General features: G+C 61.2%; 18 protein-coding genes, 2 tRNA genes and 3 other RNA genes. 10 read left to right on the top strand and 13 right to left on the bottom strand.

The window, feature by feature from the left end; genetic code table 11:
• Positions 1–74 precede the first annotated feature (74 nt).
• Positions 75–470, bottom strand: a complete 396-nt coding sequence (locus J0F90_RS09740) for a RidA family protein (RefSeq protein WP_033640666.1) — start codon at positions 468–470, stop codon at positions 75–77.
• A gap of 149 nt (positions 471–619) precedes the next feature.
• Here J0F90_RS09740 and J0F90_RS09735 point away from each other — a divergent pair, with 149 nt between their 5' ends.
• On the top strand, positions 620–1,516 hold the full coding sequence (locus J0F90_RS09735) for a LysR family transcriptional regulator (RefSeq protein ID WP_004928843.1): 897 nt from the start codon (positions 620–622) through the stop codon (positions 1,514–1,516).
• A gap of 4 nt (positions 1,517–1,520) precedes the next feature.
• On the opposite strand, the gene dksA is transcribed toward J0F90_RS09735, so the two are convergent.
• Positions 1,521–1,946 (bottom strand): RNA polymerase-binding protein DksA, encoded by a 426-nt coding sequence (dksA, locus tag J0F90_RS09730; RefSeq protein WP_004928840.1) that lies wholly within the window; start codon positions 1,944–1,946, stop codon positions 1,521–1,523.
• A 369-nt stretch (positions 1,947–2,315) separates the two neighbouring features.
• On the opposite strand from dksA, the gene J0F90_RS09725 reads away from it, so the two are divergent.
• Both J0F90_RS09725 and exoX read left to right on the top strand, forming a co-directional pair.
• Positions 2,316–3,062 carry a carbon-nitrogen hydrolase family protein gene (locus J0F90_RS09725; RefSeq protein ID WP_033640668.1) on the top strand — a complete coding sequence of 249 codons (747 nt, stop codon included), beginning with the start codon at positions 2,316–2,318 and terminating at the stop codon, positions 3,060–3,062.
• Positions 3,063–3,088: 26 nt separating this feature from the next.
• The gene (gene exoX, locus J0F90_RS09720; RefSeq protein ID WP_033641436.1) at positions 3,089–3,757 is read left to right on the top strand and encodes an exodeoxyribonuclease X; all 669 of its coding nucleotides are present in this window, start codon (positions 3,089–3,091) and stop codon (positions 3,755–3,757) included.
• A 35-nt stretch (positions 3,758–3,792) separates the two neighbouring features.
• On the opposite strand, the gene J0F90_RS09715 is transcribed toward exoX, so the two are convergent.
• From J0F90_RS09715 to J0F90_RS09690, 6 genes are all read right to left on the bottom strand, one after another.
• Positions 3,793–5,826: a S9 family peptidase gene (locus tag J0F90_RS09715; protein ID WP_033640669.1), complete on the bottom strand. Its 2,034-nt coding sequence runs from the start codon at positions 5,824–5,826 to the stop codon at positions 3,793–3,795.
• Between the two features lie 68 nt (positions 5,827–5,894).
• Positions 5,895–6,548 carry a tellurite resistance TerB family protein gene (locus J0F90_RS09710; RefSeq protein ID WP_033641437.1) on the bottom strand — a complete coding sequence of 218 codons (654 nt, stop codon included), beginning with the start codon at positions 6,546–6,548 and terminating at the stop codon, positions 5,895–5,897.
• Positions 6,549–6,697: 149 nt separating this feature from the next.
• A complete protein-coding gene (locus tag J0F90_RS09705) occupies positions 6,698–7,276 on the bottom strand; it encodes a TorD/DmsD family molecular chaperone (RefSeq protein WP_033640671.1) in 579 nt (192 codons plus the stop codon).
• Positions 7,277–7,318: 42 nt separating this feature from the next.
• Positions 7,319–8,056, bottom strand: coding sequence for a phosphatase (locus tag J0F90_RS09700; RefSeq protein ID WP_033640672.1), 738 nt, complete (start codon positions 8,054–8,056; stop codon positions 7,319–7,321).
• Positions 8,057–8,146: 90 nt separating this feature from the next.
• Positions 8,147–9,088: a glyoxylate/hydroxypyruvate reductase GhrA gene (gene ghrA, locus J0F90_RS09695; protein ID WP_033640673.1), complete on the bottom strand. Its 942-nt coding sequence runs from the start codon at positions 9,086–9,088 to the stop codon at positions 8,147–8,149.
• 126 nt (positions 9,089–9,214) lie between these two features.
• A complete protein-coding gene (locus J0F90_RS09690; protein WP_016928165.1) occupies positions 9,215–10,681 on the bottom strand; it encodes a peptide MFS transporter in 1,467 nt (488 codons plus the stop codon).
• A 447-nt stretch (positions 10,682–11,128) separates the two neighbouring features.
• Between J0F90_RS09690 and J0F90_RS09685 the strand changes: the two genes are divergently transcribed.
• The 5 genes from J0F90_RS09685 (at position 11,129) to J0F90_RS09665 (ending at position 12,169) form a co-directional block, all read left to right on the top strand.
• Positions 11,129–11,218: transfer RNA gene (locus J0F90_RS09685), tRNA-Ser, on the top strand.
• Positions 11,219–11,262: 44 nt separating this feature from the next.
• Positions 11,263–11,383, top strand: a non-coding RNA gene (locus J0F90_RS09680) — RtT sRNA.
• Positions 11,384–11,745: 362 nt separating this feature from the next.
• Positions 11,746–11,835 (top strand) — tRNA-Ser (locus J0F90_RS09675).
• 47 nt (positions 11,836–11,882) lie between these two features.
• A non-coding RNA gene (locus tag J0F90_RS09670) (RtT sRNA) lies at positions 11,883–12,002 on the top strand.
• A gap of 47 nt (positions 12,003–12,049) precedes the next feature.
• Positions 12,050–12,169: non-coding RNA, RtT sRNA (locus tag J0F90_RS09665), on the top strand.
• A gap of 54 nt (positions 12,170–12,223) precedes the next feature.
• Here J0F90_RS09665 and J0F90_RS09660 read toward each other — a convergent pair.
• Positions 12,224–12,580, bottom strand: coding sequence for a helix-turn-helix domain-containing protein (locus tag J0F90_RS09660; protein WP_033640674.1), 357 nt, complete (start codon positions 12,578–12,580; stop codon positions 12,224–12,226).
• A gap of 296 nt (positions 12,581–12,876) precedes the next feature.
• On the opposite strand from J0F90_RS09660, the gene sdeA reads away from it, so the two are divergent.
• The gene (gene sdeA, locus J0F90_RS09655) at positions 12,877–14,064 is read left to right on the top strand and encodes a multidrug efflux RND transporter periplasmic adaptor subunit SdeA (RefSeq protein WP_033640675.1); all 1,188 of its coding nucleotides are present in this window, start codon (positions 12,877–12,879) and stop codon (positions 14,062–14,064) included.
• 24 nt (positions 14,065–14,088) lie between these two features.
• Complete coding sequence (gene sdeB / locus J0F90_RS09650; protein ID WP_033640676.1) at positions 14,089–17,232, top strand: multidrug efflux RND transporter permease subunit SdeB; 3,144 nt, start codon at positions 14,089–14,091, stop codon at positions 17,230–17,232.
• A gap of 65 nt (positions 17,233–17,297) precedes the next feature.
• Here the strand turns inward: sdeB and J0F90_RS09645 are convergent, their stop codons facing one another.
• The 4 genes from J0F90_RS09645 to J0F90_RS09630 all read right to left on the bottom strand — a co-directional run bounded on the left by J0F90_RS09645 (position 17,298) and on the right by J0F90_RS09630 (position 20,238).
• Positions 17,298–17,777, bottom strand: coding sequence for an RrF2 family transcriptional regulator (locus tag J0F90_RS09645; protein WP_028128027.1), 480 nt, complete (start codon positions 17,775–17,777; stop codon positions 17,298–17,300).
• Between the two features lie 264 nt (positions 17,778–18,041).
• A complete protein-coding gene (locus tag J0F90_RS09640) occupies positions 18,042–18,578 on the bottom strand; it encodes a glycine zipper 2TM domain-containing protein (protein ID WP_167325016.1) in 537 nt (178 codons plus the stop codon).
• A 101-nt stretch (positions 18,579–18,679) separates the two neighbouring features.
• Positions 18,680–18,925: a hypothetical protein gene (locus J0F90_RS09635; protein ID WP_126186846.1), complete on the bottom strand. Its 246-nt coding sequence runs from the start codon at positions 18,923–18,925 to the stop codon at positions 18,680–18,682.
• 8 nt (positions 18,926–18,933) lie between these two features.
• Positions 18,934–20,238: an NAD(P)/FAD-dependent oxidoreductase gene (locus J0F90_RS09630; RefSeq protein WP_004928794.1), complete on the bottom strand. Its 1,305-nt coding sequence runs from the start codon at positions 20,236–20,238 to the stop codon at positions 18,934–18,936.
• Positions 20,239–20,290: the final 52 nt, after the last annotated feature.

The following is a 20,290-nucleotide window of genomic DNA, read 5'->3' as shown; positions in this document are numbered from 1 at the left end:
AACGCGCGCCGAGAACTCGGCGCGCGTTTGCTCAAAATCACAACGACCTGCCTGTAAAATGCCCACAGGCCCGATCAGTTGAGGTGCGCGATCGCACTGATCTCCACCAACTGCTCGGGCGAAGCCAGCCCGGTGACGCCGATCAGCGAACCGGCGGGCCGGTGATCGCCGACATAGCGCTTGAACAACGCAATGCACGGTTCAACGTGCGCCTGTACGTCGGTCAGGTAGATCTCCACATACACCAGGTTCGAACGTTCGGCGCCGAATCCCGCCAATACCCGATCCAGGTTGTCCAACGTCTGTTGGGTTTGCCGTTCGATATCGCCCGCGCCGATAAACTCACCCTGCATATCATGGGAAAACTGCCCCGAAATGTAGAGGGTGTCTTTGACGCGAACGCCTTGGGACACGCCATTCTCCTCTTCCCAAATGACCCCGTGATGGTAGTGCGTGATGCCGTTTTTCATGCTGCTTCTCCAACCGTTTATCGTTTCCATGACGACTATAATCGTTTGATTGGCGAATGAATGTCGTCACTGAAACGACATTGACTATGCAGTTAATTAATTGAATATGTTAAATTAATTATCTTATCACCGGCTCTCAGGGGGGCGGCATGCTGCGGGCGAATCTCAATGACATTCAGGTTTTCATGGCCGTCGTCGACGCCGGCAGTTTTGTCGCCGGCGGACAGACGATGGGGCTATCGCGCTCGGCGGCGGGCAAGGCCATCGCGCGTCTGGAGCAGCGGCTGAGCGTGCGGCTGTTGCATCGCACCACGCGTTCGCTTGGCCTGACCGACGAGGGGCGAGAGTTTTATCGGCGCGGTCTGCAGATCCTCGCTTCGGTCGACGACGCCGAGGCCAGCGTGGCCGGCGACAAAGGCACCGCACGCGGGGTGCTGCGGCTGACCGCTCCCGCCGCCTTCGGCAGACGGATCCTGTTGCCGCTGGTGCCGAAATTTCTCGTCGCCTGGCCTGAGGTGCAGGTGGAGATCAGTTTTTCCGATCGCCTGGCGGATATCGTGGAAGAAGGATTTGATTTGGCGGTGCGGATTGGCGTCACGGCGCCGGATACCCGGCTGGTGTCAAGAACCCTCGCCAGGTATCGCGCCCTGCTGTGCGCCTCCCCCGCCTACCTCGCCGCCCGTGGCGAACCCCAAACCGTCGAGTCGCTCGCCGGGCACGAGGCTCTGCTGTTCAGCAGCCGCAACCAAAAACAGCCCTGGCGGCTGCGCGACGAGCGCGGCGAATGGGTCAAGGCCCCGGTTCGCGGCCGCCTGCGGCTGGACAGTGGGGAAGCGTTACGCGACGCCGCTCTATCCGGGTTGGGCATCGCGTATCTGCCGGAGTTTATGATTGCGGAAGATTTGGCCGCCGGCCGTCTGCGGCAGGTGTTGCGCGCCGTGGCGGGTGAAGAAGTCAGGATTGTGGCGCTCTATCCGAATAAGCGCCTGCTGGAACCCCGCGTCAGGCGCTTTCTCGATCTGTTGGTGGATACGCTCGGCGGCTGAGACCTTACCCGCCTTTACGCATATGCGGCTCGCGCATCTCCTGTGCGGTTTTCGCCTCGATGCTCAGTTCCGCCGTCGGGCGCAGCAGCAGGCGCGCCAGCCCGATGGGTTCGCCGGTTTCCCGGCAGTAGCCGTATTCGCCGTTCTGCAAGCGCGCCAGCGCCGCATCGATTTTCGGCAACAGGCGGCTTTCGCGATCCAGCTGGCGGAACAACAGGCGCAGATCCTCTTCGCGCGCCGCCTTATCGGCCTCATCGCCCGTCGCTTCGCCGCCGTCGATCTCTTTTTTCAGCTCATCGATGTGCAGCAGCAGCTTTTGCCGCTCATCCTGCAGCAGCTGACGGAAAAACGCCCGTTGAACCGAGTTCATATAATCAGAATCCGGCATGGCCAGCAGTTGCTGCGCATCCGGTAATGCCATCACAGTCATTGCGTTCTCCGAACATTGAAAGTGTAATATTATAACATAATAATTATTTTTATCACCCGGTCATCCTAAAACAAAATCTCATGTGTAAACAGCAGGTTAAATGCAATTCGCACTTTGTCGCTTGCATCCTGCCGGCTTTAGGCGGTTAATGACTGAGCAAGCCACCCAATCATAGGTAACGAGAGGCCATCATGAGTAAGGGAATGGATAGCAAAAAAAATGCGAAGAAGAAGCCGTTGAAAACCCCAGCTGAGAAACGTGCGGAGAAACGCGCCAAAAAAGCGCATCCGTCTGGTGAGTAAGCGTCCTTCCATCCGTCATTAAACCCGCCAAGGCGGGTTTTTTATTGCCTCACAGGAGAGATGGCCAATGCCCTGCTTTACCCTCGCCGCCGCCCAATACCCCGCCGCTGCGGCCGATATCGCCAGCAACCTTGAACGTCACCTGGAATTTATCGCGCAGGCAGCCGAACAGCAGGTGCAGCTGTTGGTGTTTCCCGAACTGTCGCTAAGCGGCTATGAACTGGCCGATGCTGCCGAACTGGCGCTGACGCTGGGCGATCCCCGCCTGCAACCGCTCAGTGCAGCGGCGCAATCGCGGCAGATGACGATCATCGTCGGCGCGCCTTTGCACAGTGGCCAAGCGCTGCATATCGCCGCCTTGATCTTTCACCCCAACGGCACGGTGGCCGTCTATACCAAACAGCATCTGCACGGCGCGGAACAGCAATTCTTCTCGCCCGGTGAGGGCGGCCCGTTGCTGGAAATACAGCAGCAACGCATCGCGCTGGCCATCTGCGCCGACACTTCGGAACCTGGCCACGCAAGCGCCGCCGCACGGGCGGGCGCGCAGATTTATGCCGCCGGCGTGCTGGTATCTGAAGCCGGTTACGCGAAAGACAGCGCCGCGCTGGCAGGCTATGCCCGGCGTTATCGCATGGTCACGCTGATGGCCAACCATGCGGCGCCGACCGGCGGCTGGATCCCGGCGGGCCGCAGCGCCATCTGGAATGAAGCGGGAGAGCTTCTGGTTGCCGCGCCGGATGACGCTCCTGGGCTGATCATCGCCGGCAAGACTTCCGACGGTTGGCACGGCCGCCTGTGCCGGTTAAGCTGAAGCCTGACGGCAACGCGGAGGAAAGCATGACGTTACGCGTAATAGATACCGAAACCTGCGGGCTGGACGGCGGCGTGGTGGAAGTGGCCTCCCTCGATCTGCTCGACGGCCAGTTAACCAATCCGATGAGCGATCTGATCAGCCCGGACCGCCCCATCAGCCTCGACGCGATGGCGATTCATCACATCACCGAACAGATGGTGGAAGGCAAACCGCGCATCGCGGTGGCGATCGGCCGCTATCAGGGCAGCCCCTACTATGTGGCACACAACGCCGCCTTTGATCGCGGGGTGTTGCCGGAGATGAACGGCGCCTGGATCTGCACCCTCAAGCTGGCGCGCACGCTGTATCCGGACATCAAGTACGGCAACCAGTATCTGCGCTACGCGCTGAACCTGGACGTGCAGCTGCCGGCAGACGCCACGCTGTACCCGCACCGCGCGCTGTACGACTGCTACGTCACCGCCGCGCTGCTGCAACGCATCATCAAGGATTCGGGCTGGACGCCGGAGCAAATGGTGCAGATCACCGAACAGCCGGTGCTGCTGAAGAAATTCAAATTCGGCAAGTATCGCGGGCAGGAAATCGAACGCATCGCCCAAGAAGATCCCGGCTATCTGCGCTGGATGCTGAAGTCCATCGACGATCTGAGCCCGGACATGAAGCACACGCTGAAATACTATTTGATTGGCTAGCACAGCGGGCGGCGCAGGCCGCCCGCTGTTCGCCGTTACTCCGCCAGCGCCAGAATGAAGGCGTACTCCAGCGCAATATCCTCATAGGCCTTGAAGCGGCCGGATTTTCCGCCGTGGCCGGCATCCATGTCGGTATACAACAGCAACTGCCGGTCGTCGGTTTTCAGCTCGCGCAGCTTGGCCACCCACTTGGCCGGCTCCCAATACTGCACCTGCGAATCGTGCAGACCGGTGGTCACCAGCAGATGCGGGTATGCCTGCGCTTTCACCTGATCGTACGGGCTGTACTGTTTGATGTAGTCGTAATAGGCCTGCTCGTTCGGGTTGCCCCACTCGTCGTATTCGCCGGTGGTCAGCGGGATGGACTCATCCAGCATGGTGGTCACCACGTCGACGAAGGGCACCTGCGCCACCACGCCGTGGAACAACTGCGGCGCCTGGTTGATCACCGCGCCCATCAGCAGACCGCCGGCGCTGCCGCCCATGGCGAACACCCGCTTGCCGTCGCCGTACCCCTGGGCGATCAGCGTTTCGGTCACGTCGATAAAATCGTTGAAGGTGTTCTGCTTGTTGAACAGTTTGCCGTCTTCATACCACAGCTGCCCCAGCTCGCCGCCGCCGCGAATGTGCGCCAGCGCGAACACGACACCGCGATCCAGCAGGCTCAGGCGGCTGGCGCTGAACGCCGGATCCATGCTGCTGCCGTAAGAACCGTAGCCGTACACCATCAGCGGGTTGGCGCCGCGCTGGAAGCTGTCCTGGCGATACACCAGCGAAACCGGCACCTCGACGCCGTCGCGCGCCTTCACCCACACCCGCTCGCTGCGGTAATTTTCCGGCGTGAAGTTCTTCACCTCCTGCTGTTTGAGCATCGTCCGCTCGCCGCTGTCCATGTTCAGCTCGTACAGCGTGGTCGGGGTGGTCATCGACGAATAGCCGTAGCGCAGCAGCGCGGTTTCCGGATCCGGGTTATACGCCAGCCAGGTGGTGTAGGTCGGATCGTCGAAGGCGATGCGCTTCTCTTCGCCCGTCTGCCAGTGGATCTGGCGCAGCAGCGTCAGGCCGGCATTGCGCTCTTCCACCACCAACCAATCGCGGAACAGGCTGAAGCCCTCCAGCATCACGTCGGCGCGCGGGGCGATCAGCGTCTGCCACTGCGCTTCGTCCGCCTGCTCGCTCTGGTACAGGCCAAAGTTCTTGCCGTCCTTGTTGGAGCGGATATAGAAATGCTGGTGATAGTGATCGATGGCGTACTCGTGATCCTTGCGGCGCGGCACGAACAGCTGCGGCTTGGCATCCGCACGATCGGCGTCCAACAGCAGGATCTCCGAGGTGGTGGTGCTGCTCAGGTGGATCAGGATAAAGCGCTCGGAGGTGGTCTTCTCCAGCCCGACGTAAAAGGTATCGTCCAGCTCTTCGTAAATCAGCTCGTCCTGCTGCGGATCGCTGCCCACCACGTGGCGATAAACCTGATACGGCAACAGCGTCTTGGCGTGCTTGCGCACGTAGTACACCGTCGAGGAGTCGTTGGCCCACTCGAAGCTGCCGGAGGTGTTTTCCAGCACTTCGTCGGCCCAGCTGCCGTCGGCCAGGTTCTTGAAACGAATGTCATACTGGCGGCGCGACAGGAAATCCTCCGCCACCCCCAGCCGCTGGTTATCGGGGCTGACGTCCAGCCCGCCCAGGGTATAAAACTCGTGGTTCTCGGCGCGCTGGTTGCCGTCGATAAGCACCTCCCAGTGCTCACTCTCGGCCTGCGGCTGGCGCACGGAAATCGCGTATTCGTTGCCCGGCTCGTAGCGCGTCTGATAGCGATAGCCATGGCGCACGTAAGGCACCGAATGTTCCTGCTGCGGAATGCGCGCCACCATCTCTTCGTACAGAGTTTCGCGCAGCGCCTGCTGCGGCTTCAGCATCGCATCGGTGTAGGCGTTCTCCGCCTGCAGGTAGTCCAGCACCTGGCGGTCCGCGCGCTCATCGTCGCGCAGCCAGTAGTAGTCATCCACGCGCGTGTCGCCGTGGATGGTGATGGGATAAGGGCGTTTTTCCGCTTTTGGTGGGGTCATCATTGCTAAATCATCCGCTTACATAGATTGCGGCAAGAGTGACACGATTCCCCCCGGCTTGCCAAGCGGCGCTACGCCAGCTCGCGCTTTTTCTCGTTGACGTCGCTCTCGATGCCCTGCTTGACGTCCGCCGGGATCTTCAGCGCCTGAGCCAGCGCATCGAGGTAGCCGCGCTCCATAAAGTGATCGACGTCGATCACCAGACAACTCAGGTAGTAAACCTCCAGCGCCTCGTCTTCGTTTTGCACGCTGCGGGCGATCAATGCCGGGTTGAGCGGCTGATCGAGCGCTTCCTGCACCCAGCCCTGCGCCTCTTCCCCCACCTGCAGCTGCGACAGACTGTGATCGATGGCGCGCTGCTCGTCGGCATCGATATGGCCGTCGCTCTTGGCGGCGAACACCAGCGCCTGCACCAAACGCTTGGCGCGCAGATCCACCGGCGTGGTTTGCAAACCGAACTGCGGTTCGTCCTGATGGGTCTCTTTCACCCGCTGCTTATACTTGTTCCACAGCACCGCGCCCACCGCCGCGCTGCCGCCGATAATCAGCGCATTCTTGCCGAATTTGCCCACCAGCTTGCGCGAAGATTTGTTGGCCAACAGCACGCCGACCAGGCCGCCCAGCGCCGTGGGCGCCAGCAGTTTGCCGATGCCTTCCGCCCCACCCATCGCACCGGCCTTCTGCCCGATCAACGTTTGAATCTGCTGCATCCAGTTACTTTTCATCATCTACCCCTTGCGTGAGAAAACGCGGCGCGCAGGCGCGGCCGAACCGACGGTAAACCGCCAGATTAGGGGATCTTTTGTCAATTTATGTCTGGGGGATGCAAACCTGTGTTTAGCGGGCCGGGCGGCCCGCCTGGATGGCTGCGGCGTTACGCGTCTTCGTCGCCCGCTTCGTCGTCCTGCTCGTACTCCGCCAGCTCGTCGCGCATCGCCTGGATGGCGTCGCGGGTCATCAGCGCCAGCGTGCGGTAGAAACCGGTGGTGGCGTGCGCTTCCACTTTACCGAGGAAGCGGCCGCACCACGGCAGCAGAAACTCGTCGAACAGCGCGATCTGCGCCTGCGCTTCATCCTCCTGCGACTGATCTTCCAGCCAGGAGGCCGCCAGCAGCAGTTGGCCGAAATGGTCGGCCGGCGCCTCCGCCAGCGGCATGCCGCGCTGCTGCAGGAAGGTGCGCACTTCCGCTTCGCTGGCGCCTTCGACGTAGTCGGAGCGGAACGGCGACACGCTGCACTCGCTGCCGACGAACATCGCGTTGAAGTCGGTCGCCAACTGGTTGACGTCACAGCCCTGTTGCAGGCGCTTCAGCAGCTCATCCTGCTCCAGCGGCCAGTGCTGCTGCAGCTTGCCCTCTTTGATCAGCGCGAACAGCGGCACCAACAGCGGCTCCTGCGGCTGGCGGTAGAACAGCGTACCCAGCACGCGGCAGACAATCGAAAACTCATTCATGATAAGGCCTTATACAATACGGAAAATTTTGCCGGGACGATGTCACAAATCGGCCAATTCCGCAATCGCCGGCTTGCCGCGCCGCTCGAGAAAATCCAGCAACCGGCGCGGGCTGACGTTAAGAATGCGCGCTTGTGGGAAGCCCACCTCTTCGATGATGCGCTCGCAGTGCTCGAAATTACCCAGTGAAAAAGCGACGTGCGAATCCGAACCCAGCGCCAGCCAGCCGCCGGCGTCGCGCACCGCGGCGGCGATCGCCCGGCAGTTGGCCTCGCTGCCCTTGCGGGAATGGGTGAACGACGAGTTATTCAGCTCCAGCGCCACTTCGTATTTGGCGGCGGCCGCCGCGACGGCGGGAATGTCGATCGGGTAACGCGGGTTGCCGGGGTGGCTGATGATATGCACGTCCCCCTGCGCCATCGCGGCGATCATCGCTTCAGTATTGGACGCTTTATCCTGCGGCGCAAACACCGGCTCGTGGAAACCGGCGATGATCACGTCGGTGGCGGTCAGCATCGGGCCGGTGCAGTCGATATCGCCCTGCAGGTTTTTGATGTTGGCTTCGATGCCGCGCAAGATGCCCACGCCGTTCACCCGGCGCGGCCACACGTGCATGTTCATAAAGTGCCAGTAGTGCGGCGCATCGGCCATGTCCGGGCCGTGATCGGTGATGGCGAACAGCTTGATGCCCTTCTGCTGGGCTTCGGCGATGTAATCGTGCAGCGTGCTGTAAGCGTGGGTGCTGGCGACGGTGTGCATGTGCAAATCAACGGGGTACATTGTTTCTCCTTCCAGAGGGCCCGCCCGCAAAGGTACGGGCAGGCGCGATGACGATAACAGCTTATCAGTTACCGAACGGCGGCTGAAGGATCAGTATCCCCGTTGCCTGTCGACCACGCCGGCCGGGGCATGCCCCGCCTCCAGCGCGCGAATGTTGGCGGCGATCTGATCCATCGCCTGCTGCGGCAACGTGATGGCAGCAATATGCGGGGTAATGGTGACACGCGGATGACGCCAGAACGGGTGATCCTGCGGCAGCGGCTCGCGGGCGAACACGTCCAGCGTGGCGGCGGCTAACTGCCCCTGTTCCAACGCCGCCAGCAGATCGGCTTCCACCAGATGCGCGCCGCGCGCGATGTTGATGAGATAGGCGCCCGTACTCAACTGCGCGAACAGCTCGCGGTTGAGGATGCCGACGGTCTCCGGCGTATTGGGCAGTAGATTGATGAGCAGTTTGACGCCGTCGAGGAAGGCCGCGCGCTGCGCCTCCCCGGCGAAGCTTTGCACGCCGTCGATCTGTTTGGCGCTGCGGCTCCAACAGCGCACGCGAAAGCCAAACTCGGTCAGCTTGCGCGCCACGCTCTGCCCCAGCACGCCGGCGCCGAGGATGCCGATGGTGAAATCATCCAGCGAGTGAGGATCGAGCGGCTGCCATTCCTGCCGCTGCTGGAGCGCCTGATACTCGTCGAAACGGCGGAAATAACGCAGCGCATAGCTCAGCGCATATTCCTGCATCTGCTGCGCCATGCCGGTATCCTCCAGCCGCAGCAGCGGCACGCCGGCGGGCAGCGTGCCGGGGTGTTTGCGTTCCTGATCAAGAATGGCGTCGACGCCGGCGCCGAGGGCGAACACCGCTTTCAGATCGCGGCGGTTGGCCAGCATCTCGTGCGGCGGGCGCCACACCAGCGCGTAATCGGCCGGCCGCTCGTCGCCGCGTTGCCACTCGCGGATCTCGGCCTGCGGCAGGCGTTGCTTGATGCCGGCCAGCCATTCCTGGGCGTTAAACAAGGGGTGGTAATAAATGATGTTCATGCTGCGGGCTCCGGTTTGTTTTTATTGGTTTTCCTCCAGCCTTCCGCGATTCGCCGCCGGATGCAAGCGTTAAAGCCCAAAATAAAAACAGCCCCGACCAGTGGGGCTGTTGCGCATGCTCGTCAATCAGGCGGCAGACGGGCCGTCGCGCCGGATAAGGCGCCGCAGCAGCGGAATGAGAATCAGCATCGCCACGCCGACGCCCGTCGCCCCCCAGCCCAGCGCGCTGAAGATTTCGCTGTAGCCGGGGTTGGTTTGCAACGGCGTGCTGCCGCTGTTTTCCGGCATCAGGCCGGAGACATAGCCCGCCAGCACCGAGGCGACACCGGTCACCATCATCCAGCATCCCATCATCACGCCCTGATAGCGCGGCGGCGCCAGCTTGCCGATCATCGCGTAACCGATCGGCGAGATCATCAATTCACCGACGCTTTGCAGCACATAGCTGATGACGATCCATTTAAACGCCACCAGCCCGTCGCCGCCCGCCATGCTGATGCCCAGCGGCAACACCAGCATGCCGAGCCCGATGCAAAACAGCGATCCGGAGAACTGCAGCGGAATGTCGATGTTGCAGCCGCGAGCGCGCAGGCGGTTGAACCACCAGGCCAGCAGCGGGCCGCCCACCACGATCACCAGCGTGTTGATGTTCTGGATCCACTGCGGCGCCACCTGAATGCCGTAAACGTTCAGATTGATGTTGTGCTCGGAGAACAGCATCAGCCCCATCGGCGCCAGCTGGTACAGCGCCCAAAACACCAGCGAGCCCAGCGCCAGGATCAGATAGGCCGCCATTCTGCGGCGCTCATCGCGCGGATGGTGGCGCAGCGTCACCACGCACAGCATCAGGAAGATCAGGGCGCCGAGTACGATCACAAAGTGCCCGCTGAACTCGGCGTGGGTCAGCATCACGCGGATGATCGGCACCAGCGCCACCAGCACCGCCAGCCCGACCAGCATGCGCCAACGGTATTGGCTGCGGCTGGCGTCGTGCAGCGGCGTATTGAGATCCGCCAGAATCCGCCAGCGGCAGACGGCGACGATGATCGCCGCCGCATTGCCCAGCGTGGCGAACAGGAACAGCGCGCGATAGTTTTCCGTCAGTTGGAAATACCCGGCGACGGTAAAGCCAACGAAGAACCCGAGGTTCATGCCGGCGTAGTTCCACAGGAATGCCGATTCGCGCCGGTCATCGTCCGGCTTGAAACGCTGGGTCAGCATCATGTTAATGCAGGTGACGTTAAGGCCGCTGCCGGTCAGGAACATCGCCAGCCCCCAGTACAGCCCCCACACGCCCGCGACGGCAATCAGCGCGCAGCCGAACACCTGAAGCACCATACCGAGCACGAACAGGTTGCGGTTACTGAGGAAACGGCCGCCGAGGTAACCGCCGAACATGTGCAGACCATAGTTGAAGGCGCCGAACACGCCCATCATGGCGTTGGCGCTGCTTTCGTTGAAGCCCAATCGCTTGGTTGCGTACAACACCAGCGTGGAGTAAAGCACGGCGAAGCCCAGCGTGGCGAAGATTTGGATGAAGAACAGCGCCCCTGCACCGGGGGGAATGGCATGGCGCGCTTGCGGCGCCGGCATGGCATCTGAAGGAGTCAAAACGAACCTCTACTGCATTATTATGTAATGAGTCTGTCCCTGTCTGCGGTATCGCCGGCCTGTCTCCCGGCAATCTGCGCGGCGTCGTGATGTTCCTTGCCAAAAACGCCGCGCCGACACAATTCCATTTAGCGACACATTTGACTAATAATCCAGTATTAATGCATATAACAGCAAACAGACCGATCTCATTGGCGATATATTGAGCTACTTGAACAGAAAAAGGTCAAACAATCGTCTGTCATGAATTCTGGCCGCAGCCTACCCTGCCCGCTGGCGACCGCGAGTGGGAATATCGTTCGGTAAATCAGCAAATTGCTGCAAGTTTGGCTAAACAGTCATGAGAATGAAATAAGAGGGTTGACGCTGAGATCAGATTCTCCTACATTAGCGCCCGTCGACAGCGCAAAGCGTTTTCGACAACAAAACGGTGAGGTGTCTGAGTGGCTGAAGGAGCACGCCTGGAAAGTGTGTATACGCGAAAGTGTATCGAGGGTTCGAACCCCTCTCTCACCGCCAAATTCAAAAGAGAAAGCCTGGATTAACATCCAGGCTTTTTTTTGCATGGCGCACCGCCGAGAGGGGTGAGAAGCCTCGACAGGGTTCGACAAAACGCCTGCGTTTTGGACCGCCAACGGCGGCCCGCAGGGTGAGCGCAGCGAATCAAGCCCTCTCTCACCGCCAAATTCAAAGAGAAAGCCTGGATTCGCGTCCAGGCTTTTTTTTGCATGGTGCACCGCCGAGAGGGGGGAGAAGCCTCGAGAGGGTTCGACAAAACGCCTGCGTTTTGGACCGCCAACGGCGGCCCGCCGCGAACACCTCCCGCCTTACGCTACCGAGGTTCCCCTTTTTCTCGGTTCTCCTCGAACCGCCTCTCTGATTTTCTCGCCCTTTCATGACTTCTGACGTGTAGTTCGCCGCAGTTTTCAGCAAAGTGAACACGGCTTGAGCGGACGAACAAAAACACAGAAATTATTCTTGACCGGATCGGCCCCACTCCCTATAGTAGCGCCCCGTTGCAGCGATGATTTCGCAACAAAAAATATGGTGAGGTGTCCGAGTGGCTGAAGGAGCACGCCTGGAAAGTGTGTATACGCGAAAGTGTATCGAGGGTTCGAATCCCTCCCTCACCGCCATATTCTAACGAGAAAGCCTGAGCGAAAGTTCAGGCTTTTTTGTATGCATAGCGCACCAACCGGGAGGGTGAGAACCCTCGACAGGGTTCGACAAAACGCCTGCGATTTGGACCGCCAACGGCGGCCCGCAGGGTGAGCGCAGCGAATCTATCCCTCCCTCACCGCCATATTCTAACGAGAAAGCCTGAGCGAAAGTTCAGGCTTTTTTGTATGCATAGCGCACCAACCGGGAGGGTGAGAACCCTCGACAGGGTTCGACAAAACGCCTGCGATTTGGACCGCCAACGGCGGCCCGCAGGGTGAGCGCAGCGAATCTATCCCTCCCTCACCGCCATACAAAAAAGCCCGAACGCAAATTCAGGCTTTTTTATCCCCACTGCCCAACCGTTCAGTGGTGCGTGCATCTCACCGACGCTGGCTGCGCCAGCGCGCGGCGCCAGTCGCCCGGCGTTTGGCCGAACTGGCGTTTGAAGCTGCGGTTGAACGACTGCTGTGAGTCGAAGCCGAGCGAGATCGCCACGCTGACGATAGGCTCGCCGCTGTTGGCCAGGCGCTCCGCCGACACTTTCAGTTTTTGCATGCGGATATACTCCCCCAGCGCGTAGCCGGTCTGGCGTTTGAACATGCGCTGCAGATGCCATTTGGAATAGCCCGCGCGGTCCGCCACGGTGTTGATATCCAGTTTCTCTTCCAGATTGTTGTCGATCCACGCCTTCAAATCGGTAATAAAGCCCGTAGTGTTCATGCAGATGCTCCCATCATTCGGCAGGGTCACCCTCTGCCCGATGCACATACGTTGCAACAGTTTCGCTTTAAATGCAATTTTTATTATTGCATTTATCGGAAAGCCGCCACTATACTCCACCCAATTAATGTAACCGATATTGATACATTAATGTGACACCAATATGTTTCAAAACCTAACGTTGCGCCATGACAAAGCGCGGCGCCCCTTCCGCCGAACGCCGGCATGAAGGGAAAAGCCCGGAAAACAGGGCTGGGTATGGGGCCAGACAGCGCTTACTTATCGGAATAAAAATAATGCCAAATCAACCAAACTCATCGTTCAACGCCGGCGGCCGCACGCGCGCCGTCGCTCTGGGCCAGCGGCTCTCCGGGGTGGCGCTGTTGGCCGCCCTGCTCGCCGGGTGTGACAACAGCGTCGCGCACAATGCCCCGCCGCCGCCGCCGGTGGTCAGCGCCGCCAGCGTGGTGGTCAAGCCGATCAGCCAGTGGGATGCGTTCAATGGCCGGGTCGAGGCGGTGCAGAGCGTGCAACTGCGCCCACGGGTCTCTGGTTACATCGAGCGGGTCAACTACACCGAAGGCGACGAGGTGAAGAAAGGCCAGGTGCTGTTCACCATCGACGATCGCACCTACCGCGCCGCGCGTGAACAGGCGCAGGCAGAGCTGGTGCGGGCGCGCAATCAGGCCGCTCTGGCGCGCAGCGAATCCTCGCGCACCGAGAAACTGATCGGCACTCAGGCCATCTCGCAAGAGGTGTGGGAACAGCGCCGTTCGTCCGCCGCGCAGGCGCAAAGCAACGTGCTGGCGGCGCAGGCCCAGCTCGATATGGCGCAGCTTAATCTCGACTTTACCCGCGTCACCGCCCCGATCGACGGGCGCGCCAGCCGCGCGATGATCACCGCCGGCAACCTGGTCACCGCCGGCGACAGCGCCAGCGTGCTGACGACGCTGGTGTCGCTCGACAAGGTCTACGTCTATTTCGACGTGGATGAAGCCACCTTCCTGCGTTATCAGCAGCAAGGCCGGCACGATGCCCGCCTGCCGGTGAAAGTCGGCCTGGTGGGCGAAGACGGCACTCCGCATCAAGGGCTGGTGGACTTCACTGATAACCAACTGAACGCCGGGACCGGCACCATCCGCATGCGCGCCCTGCTCGACAACCGCGATCGCCGCTTCACGCCGGGGCTGTTCGCTCGGGTACAGATGCCCGGCAGCGCCGAGTTCAACGCCATGCTGATCGACGACAAAGCGGTGATGACCGATCAGAACCGCAAGTTCGTTTACATCGTCGATAAAGACGGCAAGGCGCAGCGCCGCGACATCGACGTGGGCCGGATGGCCGAAGGATTGCGCATTGTGCAAAAAGGCTTGGCAAACGGCGATCGGGTGATCGTCGACGGCATGCAGAAAGTGTTTATGCCGGGCATGCCGGTCGACGCGAAAAGCGTCGCCATGACCACCACCGCCTCCGCACTTAACTAAGCTCCCAGCAGAGAACTCTGACCCATGGACTTTTCCCGTTTTTTCATCGACCGGCCGATCTTTGCCGCGGTGCTGTCGATACTGATTTTTGTCGCCGGGGTGATCGCCATCCCGCTGCTGCCGATCAGCGAGTACCCGGACGTGGTGCCGCCCAGCGTGCAGGTGCGCGCAGAATACCCGGGCGCCAACCCGAAAGAGATCGCTGAAACGGTGGCCACGCCGCTGGAAGAAGCGATCAACGGCGTCGAAAACATGATGTACATGAAATCGGTCGCCGGTTCCGACGGCGTGCTGGTGACCACCGTCACCTTCCGCCCCGGCACCGATCCCGATCAGGCGCAGGTGCAGGTGCAAAACCGCGTGGCGCAGGCCGAAGCGCGCCTGCCGGAAGACGTGCGCCGCCAGGGCATCACTACCCAGAAACAGTCTCCGGCGCTGACGCTGGTGGTGCATCTGGTGTCGCCTTCCGGCAAGTACGACTCGCTGTACCTGCGCAACTACGCCACCCTGAAGGTCAAGGATGAACTGGCTCGCCTGCCGGGCGTCGGCCAGGTGCAGATCTTCGGCGCCGGTGAATACGCGATGCGCATCTGGCTCGATCCGAACAAGGTCGCCGCGCGCGGGCTGACCGCCTCCGACGTGGTGAGCGCCATGCAAGAGCAAAACGTGCAGGTCTCCGCCGGCCAGCTCGGCGCGGAGCCGATGCCGACGCGCAGCGACTATCTGCTGTCGATCAACGCCCAGGGCCGCCTGCAAACTGAAGAAGAGTTCGGCAATATCATCCTCAAAAGCGGCGATAACGGCGAGATCGTGCGGCTGCGCGACGTGGCGCGCATCGAGATGGGTTCCGGCAGCTACGCGCTGCGCGCCCAGCTCAATAACAAGGATGCGGTCGGCATCGGCATCTTCCAGTCGCCGGGCGCCAACGCCATCGAGCTGTCGGACGCGGTGCGCGGCAAGATGGCCGAGCTGGCGACCCGCTTCCCGGATGGCATGAGCTGGAAATCTCCGTACGATCCGACGGTTTTCGTGCGCGATTCGATCCGCGCGGTGGTGGATACCCTGCTGGAAGCGGTGATCCTGGTGGTGCTGGTGGTTATTCTGTTCCTGCAGACCTGGCGCGCCTCGATCATTCCGCTGTTGGCGGTGCCGATCTCCGTGGTCGGCACCTTCGCCGCGCTGTATCTGCTGGGCTTCTCGCTCAACACCCTCAGTCTGTTCGGGCTGGTGCTGGCGATCGGCATCGTGGTGGATGACGCCATCGTGGTGGTGGAGAACGTCGAGCGCAACATCGAAGAGGGGCTGTCGCCGCTGGCGGCGGCGCACCAGGCGATGCGCGAGGTCTCCGGCCCGATCATCGCCATCGCCGTGGTGCTGTGCGCGGTGTTCGTACCGATGGCGTTCCTTTCCGGCGTCACCGGCCAGTTCTACAAGCAGTTCGCCGTCACCATCGCCATCTCGACGGTGATCTCCGCCATCAACTCGCTGACCCTGTCGCCGGCGCTGGCGGCGCGCTTGCTGAAACCGCACGGCGCGCCGAAAGATATGCCGTCGCGCCTGATCGACAGGCTGTTCGGTTGGCTGTTCCGGCCGTTCAACCGCTTCTTCGCCAGCGGTTCGCAACGCTACCAGCGCGGCGTCTCCCGCGTGCTGGGCCGGCGCGGCGCGGTGTTCATCGTCTATCTGCTGCTGCTGGCCGCCGCCGGGGTGATGTTTAAGACCGTGCCCGGCGGCTTTATCCCGACGCAGGACAAGCTGTATCTGATTGGCGGCGTGAAGATGCCGGAAGGCGCCTCGCTGGAGCGCACCGATGCGGTGATCCGCAAGATGAGCGCCATCGGTATGAGCGTGGACGGCGTCACCGATGCGGTGGCCTTCCCCGGCCTGAACGCGCTGCAGTTCACCAATACGCCGAATACCGGCACGGTGTTCTTCGCGCTGGAGTCATTGAGCACCCGTACCCGCACCGCGGCGCAGATCAACGCCGAGATCAACGCGCGCATTTCGCAGATCCAGGAAGGTTTCGCCTTCTCGATCATGCCGCCGCCGATCCTCGGCATCGGCCAGGGTTCCGGCTATTCGCTGTACGTGCAGGATCGCGGCGGGCTGGGTTACGGCGCGCTGCAGACCGCGATCAACACGATGTCCGGCGCCATTATGCAAACGCCAGGCATGGGGTTCCCGATCTCCTCCTATCAGGCTAACGTGCCGCAGCTGGACGCCAAAATCGATCGCGACAAGGCCAAGGCCCAGGGGGTGCCGCTCAATGCGCTGTTCAGCACGCTGCAGACCTACCTCGGTTCGTCTTATATCAACGACTTCAACCGCTATGGCCGCACCTGGAAGGTGATGGCGCAGGCCGACGGCCAGTTCCGCGACAGCGTGGAAGACATCGCCAACCTGCGTACCCGCAACGACAAGGGCGAAATGGTGCCGATCGGCAGCATGGTCAGCATAGGCACCACTTACGGCCCGGATCCGGTGATCCGTTATAACGGCTTCCCGGCGGCGGATCTGATCGGCGACGCCGATCCGCGCGTGCTCTCCTCTACCCAGGCGATGGGTGCGCTGACGCAGATGGCCGATAAGCTGTTGCCGAACGGCATGAACATCCAGTGGACCGATCTGAGCTATCAGCAATCGACCCAGGGCAACGCCGCGCTGGTGGTCTTCCCGGTGGCAGTGCTGCTGGCGTTCCTCGCGCTGGCGGCGCTGTATGAAAGCTGGACGCTGCCGCTGGCGGTGATCCTGATCGTGCCGATGACCATGCTGTCGGCGCTGTTCGGCGTGTGGCTGACCGGCGGCGACAACAACGTGTTCGTGCAGGTCGGGCTGGTCGTTCTGATGGGGCTGGCCTGCAAGAACGCCATTCTGATCGTCGAGTTCGCCCGCGAGCTGGAAATGCAGGGCAAAGGCATCGTCGAGGCGGCGCTGGAGGCCTGTCGCCTGCGGTTGCGCCCGATCGTGATGACCTCCATCGCCTTCATCGCCGGCACCATCCCGCTGATCCTCGGCCACGGCGCCGGCGCCGAGGTGCGCGGCGTCACCGGCATCACGGTGTTCTCCGGCATGCTGGGGGTCACCCTGTTCGGGCTGTTCCTGACGCCGGTGTTCTACGTCACCCTGCGGCGCCTGGTGGCGCGCAAAGCGCAGCCGCAGACGGCGTAATCATCGTCTTAACATGCAAAAAGGTCGGGCATTGCCCGACCTTTTTTTATGCATGCGAACCGCGATTATTTATCGGCGGTTTCAGCCTCTTGCTCAGCGGCGTACTCCGCGCAGGCGCGTTTGTCGCCCCGCTCCAGTTCGGCCAACGAGTCGGCCACGGTGTGGCGCGCCAGCACCGCGAGCGAAGCCTGCTCGGCCTCGTTCACCACCGATTTGAAATACCAGCAGGCGTTGGCGCTCACCAGGCAGCGGGCCGGCACTTCAGGGCGGGAAGCCCAGATGCGCTTGTCGTCGATCACCGCCAGATAGATGTCCCGCAGGGTGATCTCTTCCGCCGGGCGGCCGAGGTGGATAGAGCCGTTTCGGCCCAGGGTGGAAACGATGATGCCGTCTTTGGTCAGCGGCACCATCAGTTTGCGGATAAAGCTGGGGTTGGCTTCCAGAGCGGCGGCGAGGGTGGCGCTCGTCGAACGCATGCCCTGCTTCTCAGCTACGGCGACGCTAAGGACCATTTGCAACGCTGTCGGAAAGCGAAAATCTAACATGTCGTTATCTCTGCGAGACGAAGTACTCGGGTTTGGCCGGTGTGGCGATTGGCGCCGAACACACCGCTTAATCGCACAATAATATAACAAACGCGGGGGCTTTTTTGAAGTTTCGCCCAGCGATATCGCACGCAGACATTAGAACGATCGCAAATTTTTAGGCAGGCAGAAAACAGAAACCCGCGTCAATGTTAACGCCGCTCGCTTAACCGGGTTAAACGATCAGAACTAACACTGCCCGCGGGTTTAATTCGAATGTGGCGATCAGGCTCTGTTCAACACCAGCTGGCCGTTTTTATCCAACGGGATTTGCGTGCCCGGATCGTGATCCATGCGGATCTTGCCCTGCTGATTGCCGATCTTGTAGGTCACGTCATAGCCCAGCATTTTCTGAGACTTGTCGTAGACCGTTTTGCAACGCTGCTGAACGCTGGTGCTGACGTCGTTGTTCTGCATCGCCCCTTGCACCTGGTTGCCGGCATAACCGCCGCCCAGTGCGCCGACCACCGTCGCCACGTCGCGCCCGCGACCGCCGCCGAACTGGTGGCCGATCACGCCGCCCGCCACTGCGCCCAGCACAGAACCGGCGATGCGGTTTTCATCCTGCACCGGTGCGCGGTGCGTCACGGTGACATTGCGGCATTCCTGACGCGGCGTTTTGATGGTTTCTTTAATCGGCGTTGCGGCGAGCACCTGCGCATATTGCGGACCGGCAGAAAAGACGTCCAGGCTGGCTACCGCGGCAATCCCCAGAGCGGCAGCGACACCAATTCCAACACCGGCTAACATTGACTTGTTCACAGGAAACCTCCTGAAAGTGTTACCACGCATTTTTTCCGGGGTCTGTTACCGGCTGCACCGCGCTTATTATTTTGCGCATGGGCGGCTTGCGGTATCCCGGTTTACGGCGTGCGCGACGCGCCGTCTGTAAACGAGGTAAAGTCTGCACAATGATCTGAAGGCCCGCAATAAGACAAAGGGACCAAAAATGCGGGAAAACGGCCGTTTTCCCGTTGTTTAGGAGGAATCTTAAGAATTTTACCCATGCCGATGACGGCTTGTGCAGAAGAATCAAACAACCGCCGCCGATCGCCTCGCGCCGCCATAAAAAAACCCGCGCGGGCGAACCGGCGCGGGTTGATCGACAAAGGCGGGATCAGTGCATCTTCAGACGCGGACGGATCACCCGGTTGATGCCGCCCACCAGCATCATCAGGCCGGTTTTGATGTAGCCATGCAGCGCCACCTGGTGCATGCGGTACAGCGAGATGTAAACGAAGCGCGCGATGCGCCCTTCCACCATCATGGAGCCGCGCATCAGGTTGCCCATCAGGCTGCCGACGGTGCTGAAGCGCGACAGCGACACCAGCGAGCCGTGGTCTTTATACACGTATGGCTTCAGCGTCTGGCCGTTCATCAGCGCCAGAATATTGGTGGCGCAGCGTGAGGCCATCTGGTGCGCCGACTGTGCGCGCGGCGGCACGAAACCGCCGCCCTCTTTCGGGCAGGAGGCGCAGTCGCCGATGGCGAAGATGTTCGGATCGCGCGTGGTCTGCAGCGTCGGCTCCACCACCAGCTGGTTGATGCGGTTGGTTTCCAGGCCGCCGATGTCCTTCATAAAGTCCGGCGCCTTGATGCCGGCCGCCCACACCATCAGATCGGCGTCGATAAATTCGCCGCCCTTGGTGTTCAGCCCCTTGGCGTCCGCGCTGGTCACCATGGTGTTGGTCAGCACGCGCACGCCCAGTTTGATCAACTCCTGGTGCGCGGCGGCGGAAATGCGCGGCGGCAGCGCCGGCAGGATGCGCTCGCCGGCTTCCACCAGCGTCACGTTGAGCGCGCTGTTGTCCAGGCCTTCGAAACCGTAGCTGTGCAACTGCTTCACCGCGTTGTGCAGTTCGGCGGACAGTTCAACGCCGGTGGCGCCGCCGCCGACGATAGCGATGTTGACCCGCTCTTTTTGCCCCGGCTGCGCCGAGAACTTCAGGAACAGGTTGAGCATTTCGTTGTGGAAACGACGTGCCTGATGGGGGTTATCCAGGAAGATGCAGTGCTCTTTCACGCCCGGCGTACCGAAATCGTTCGAGGTGCTGCCCAGCGCCATCACCAGGATGTCGTACGGCAATTCGCGCGCCGGCACCAGTTCGCCGCCCTGCTCGTCGCAGATCTGCGCCAGCTGCAGAGTTTGCGTCTCGCGGTTGATGTTGGTCAACGACCCCAGTTGGAAGCTGAAATGGTGATTGCGCGCGTGCGCCAGGTAGCTGAGCGCATCCACGCCGTCATCGAGGGAACCGGTCGCCACTTCGTGCAACAGCGGTTTCCACAAATGGCTGTGGTTGCGATCCACCAGCGTGATCTCGGCTTTGTTCTTGCGGCCAAGTTTATGGCCCAGGCTGGTTGCCAGCTCCAGACCACCGGCGCCGCCGCCAACAATAACGATTTTCTTCTTTGGCGTTGTCAAAATAACCCCCTAAATGTGAACCATTTGTTATCCCAGGGTAAATAAATAATAT

Source organism: Serratia marcescens subsp. marcescens ATCC 13880 (assembly GCF_017299535.1).
GTDB lineage: Bacteria > Pseudomonadota > Gammaproteobacteria > Enterobacterales > Enterobacteriaceae > Serratia > Serratia marcescens.
Note: the sequence above shows the minus strand (reverse complement) of the source record. Positions and strands in the feature narration are given on the sequence as shown.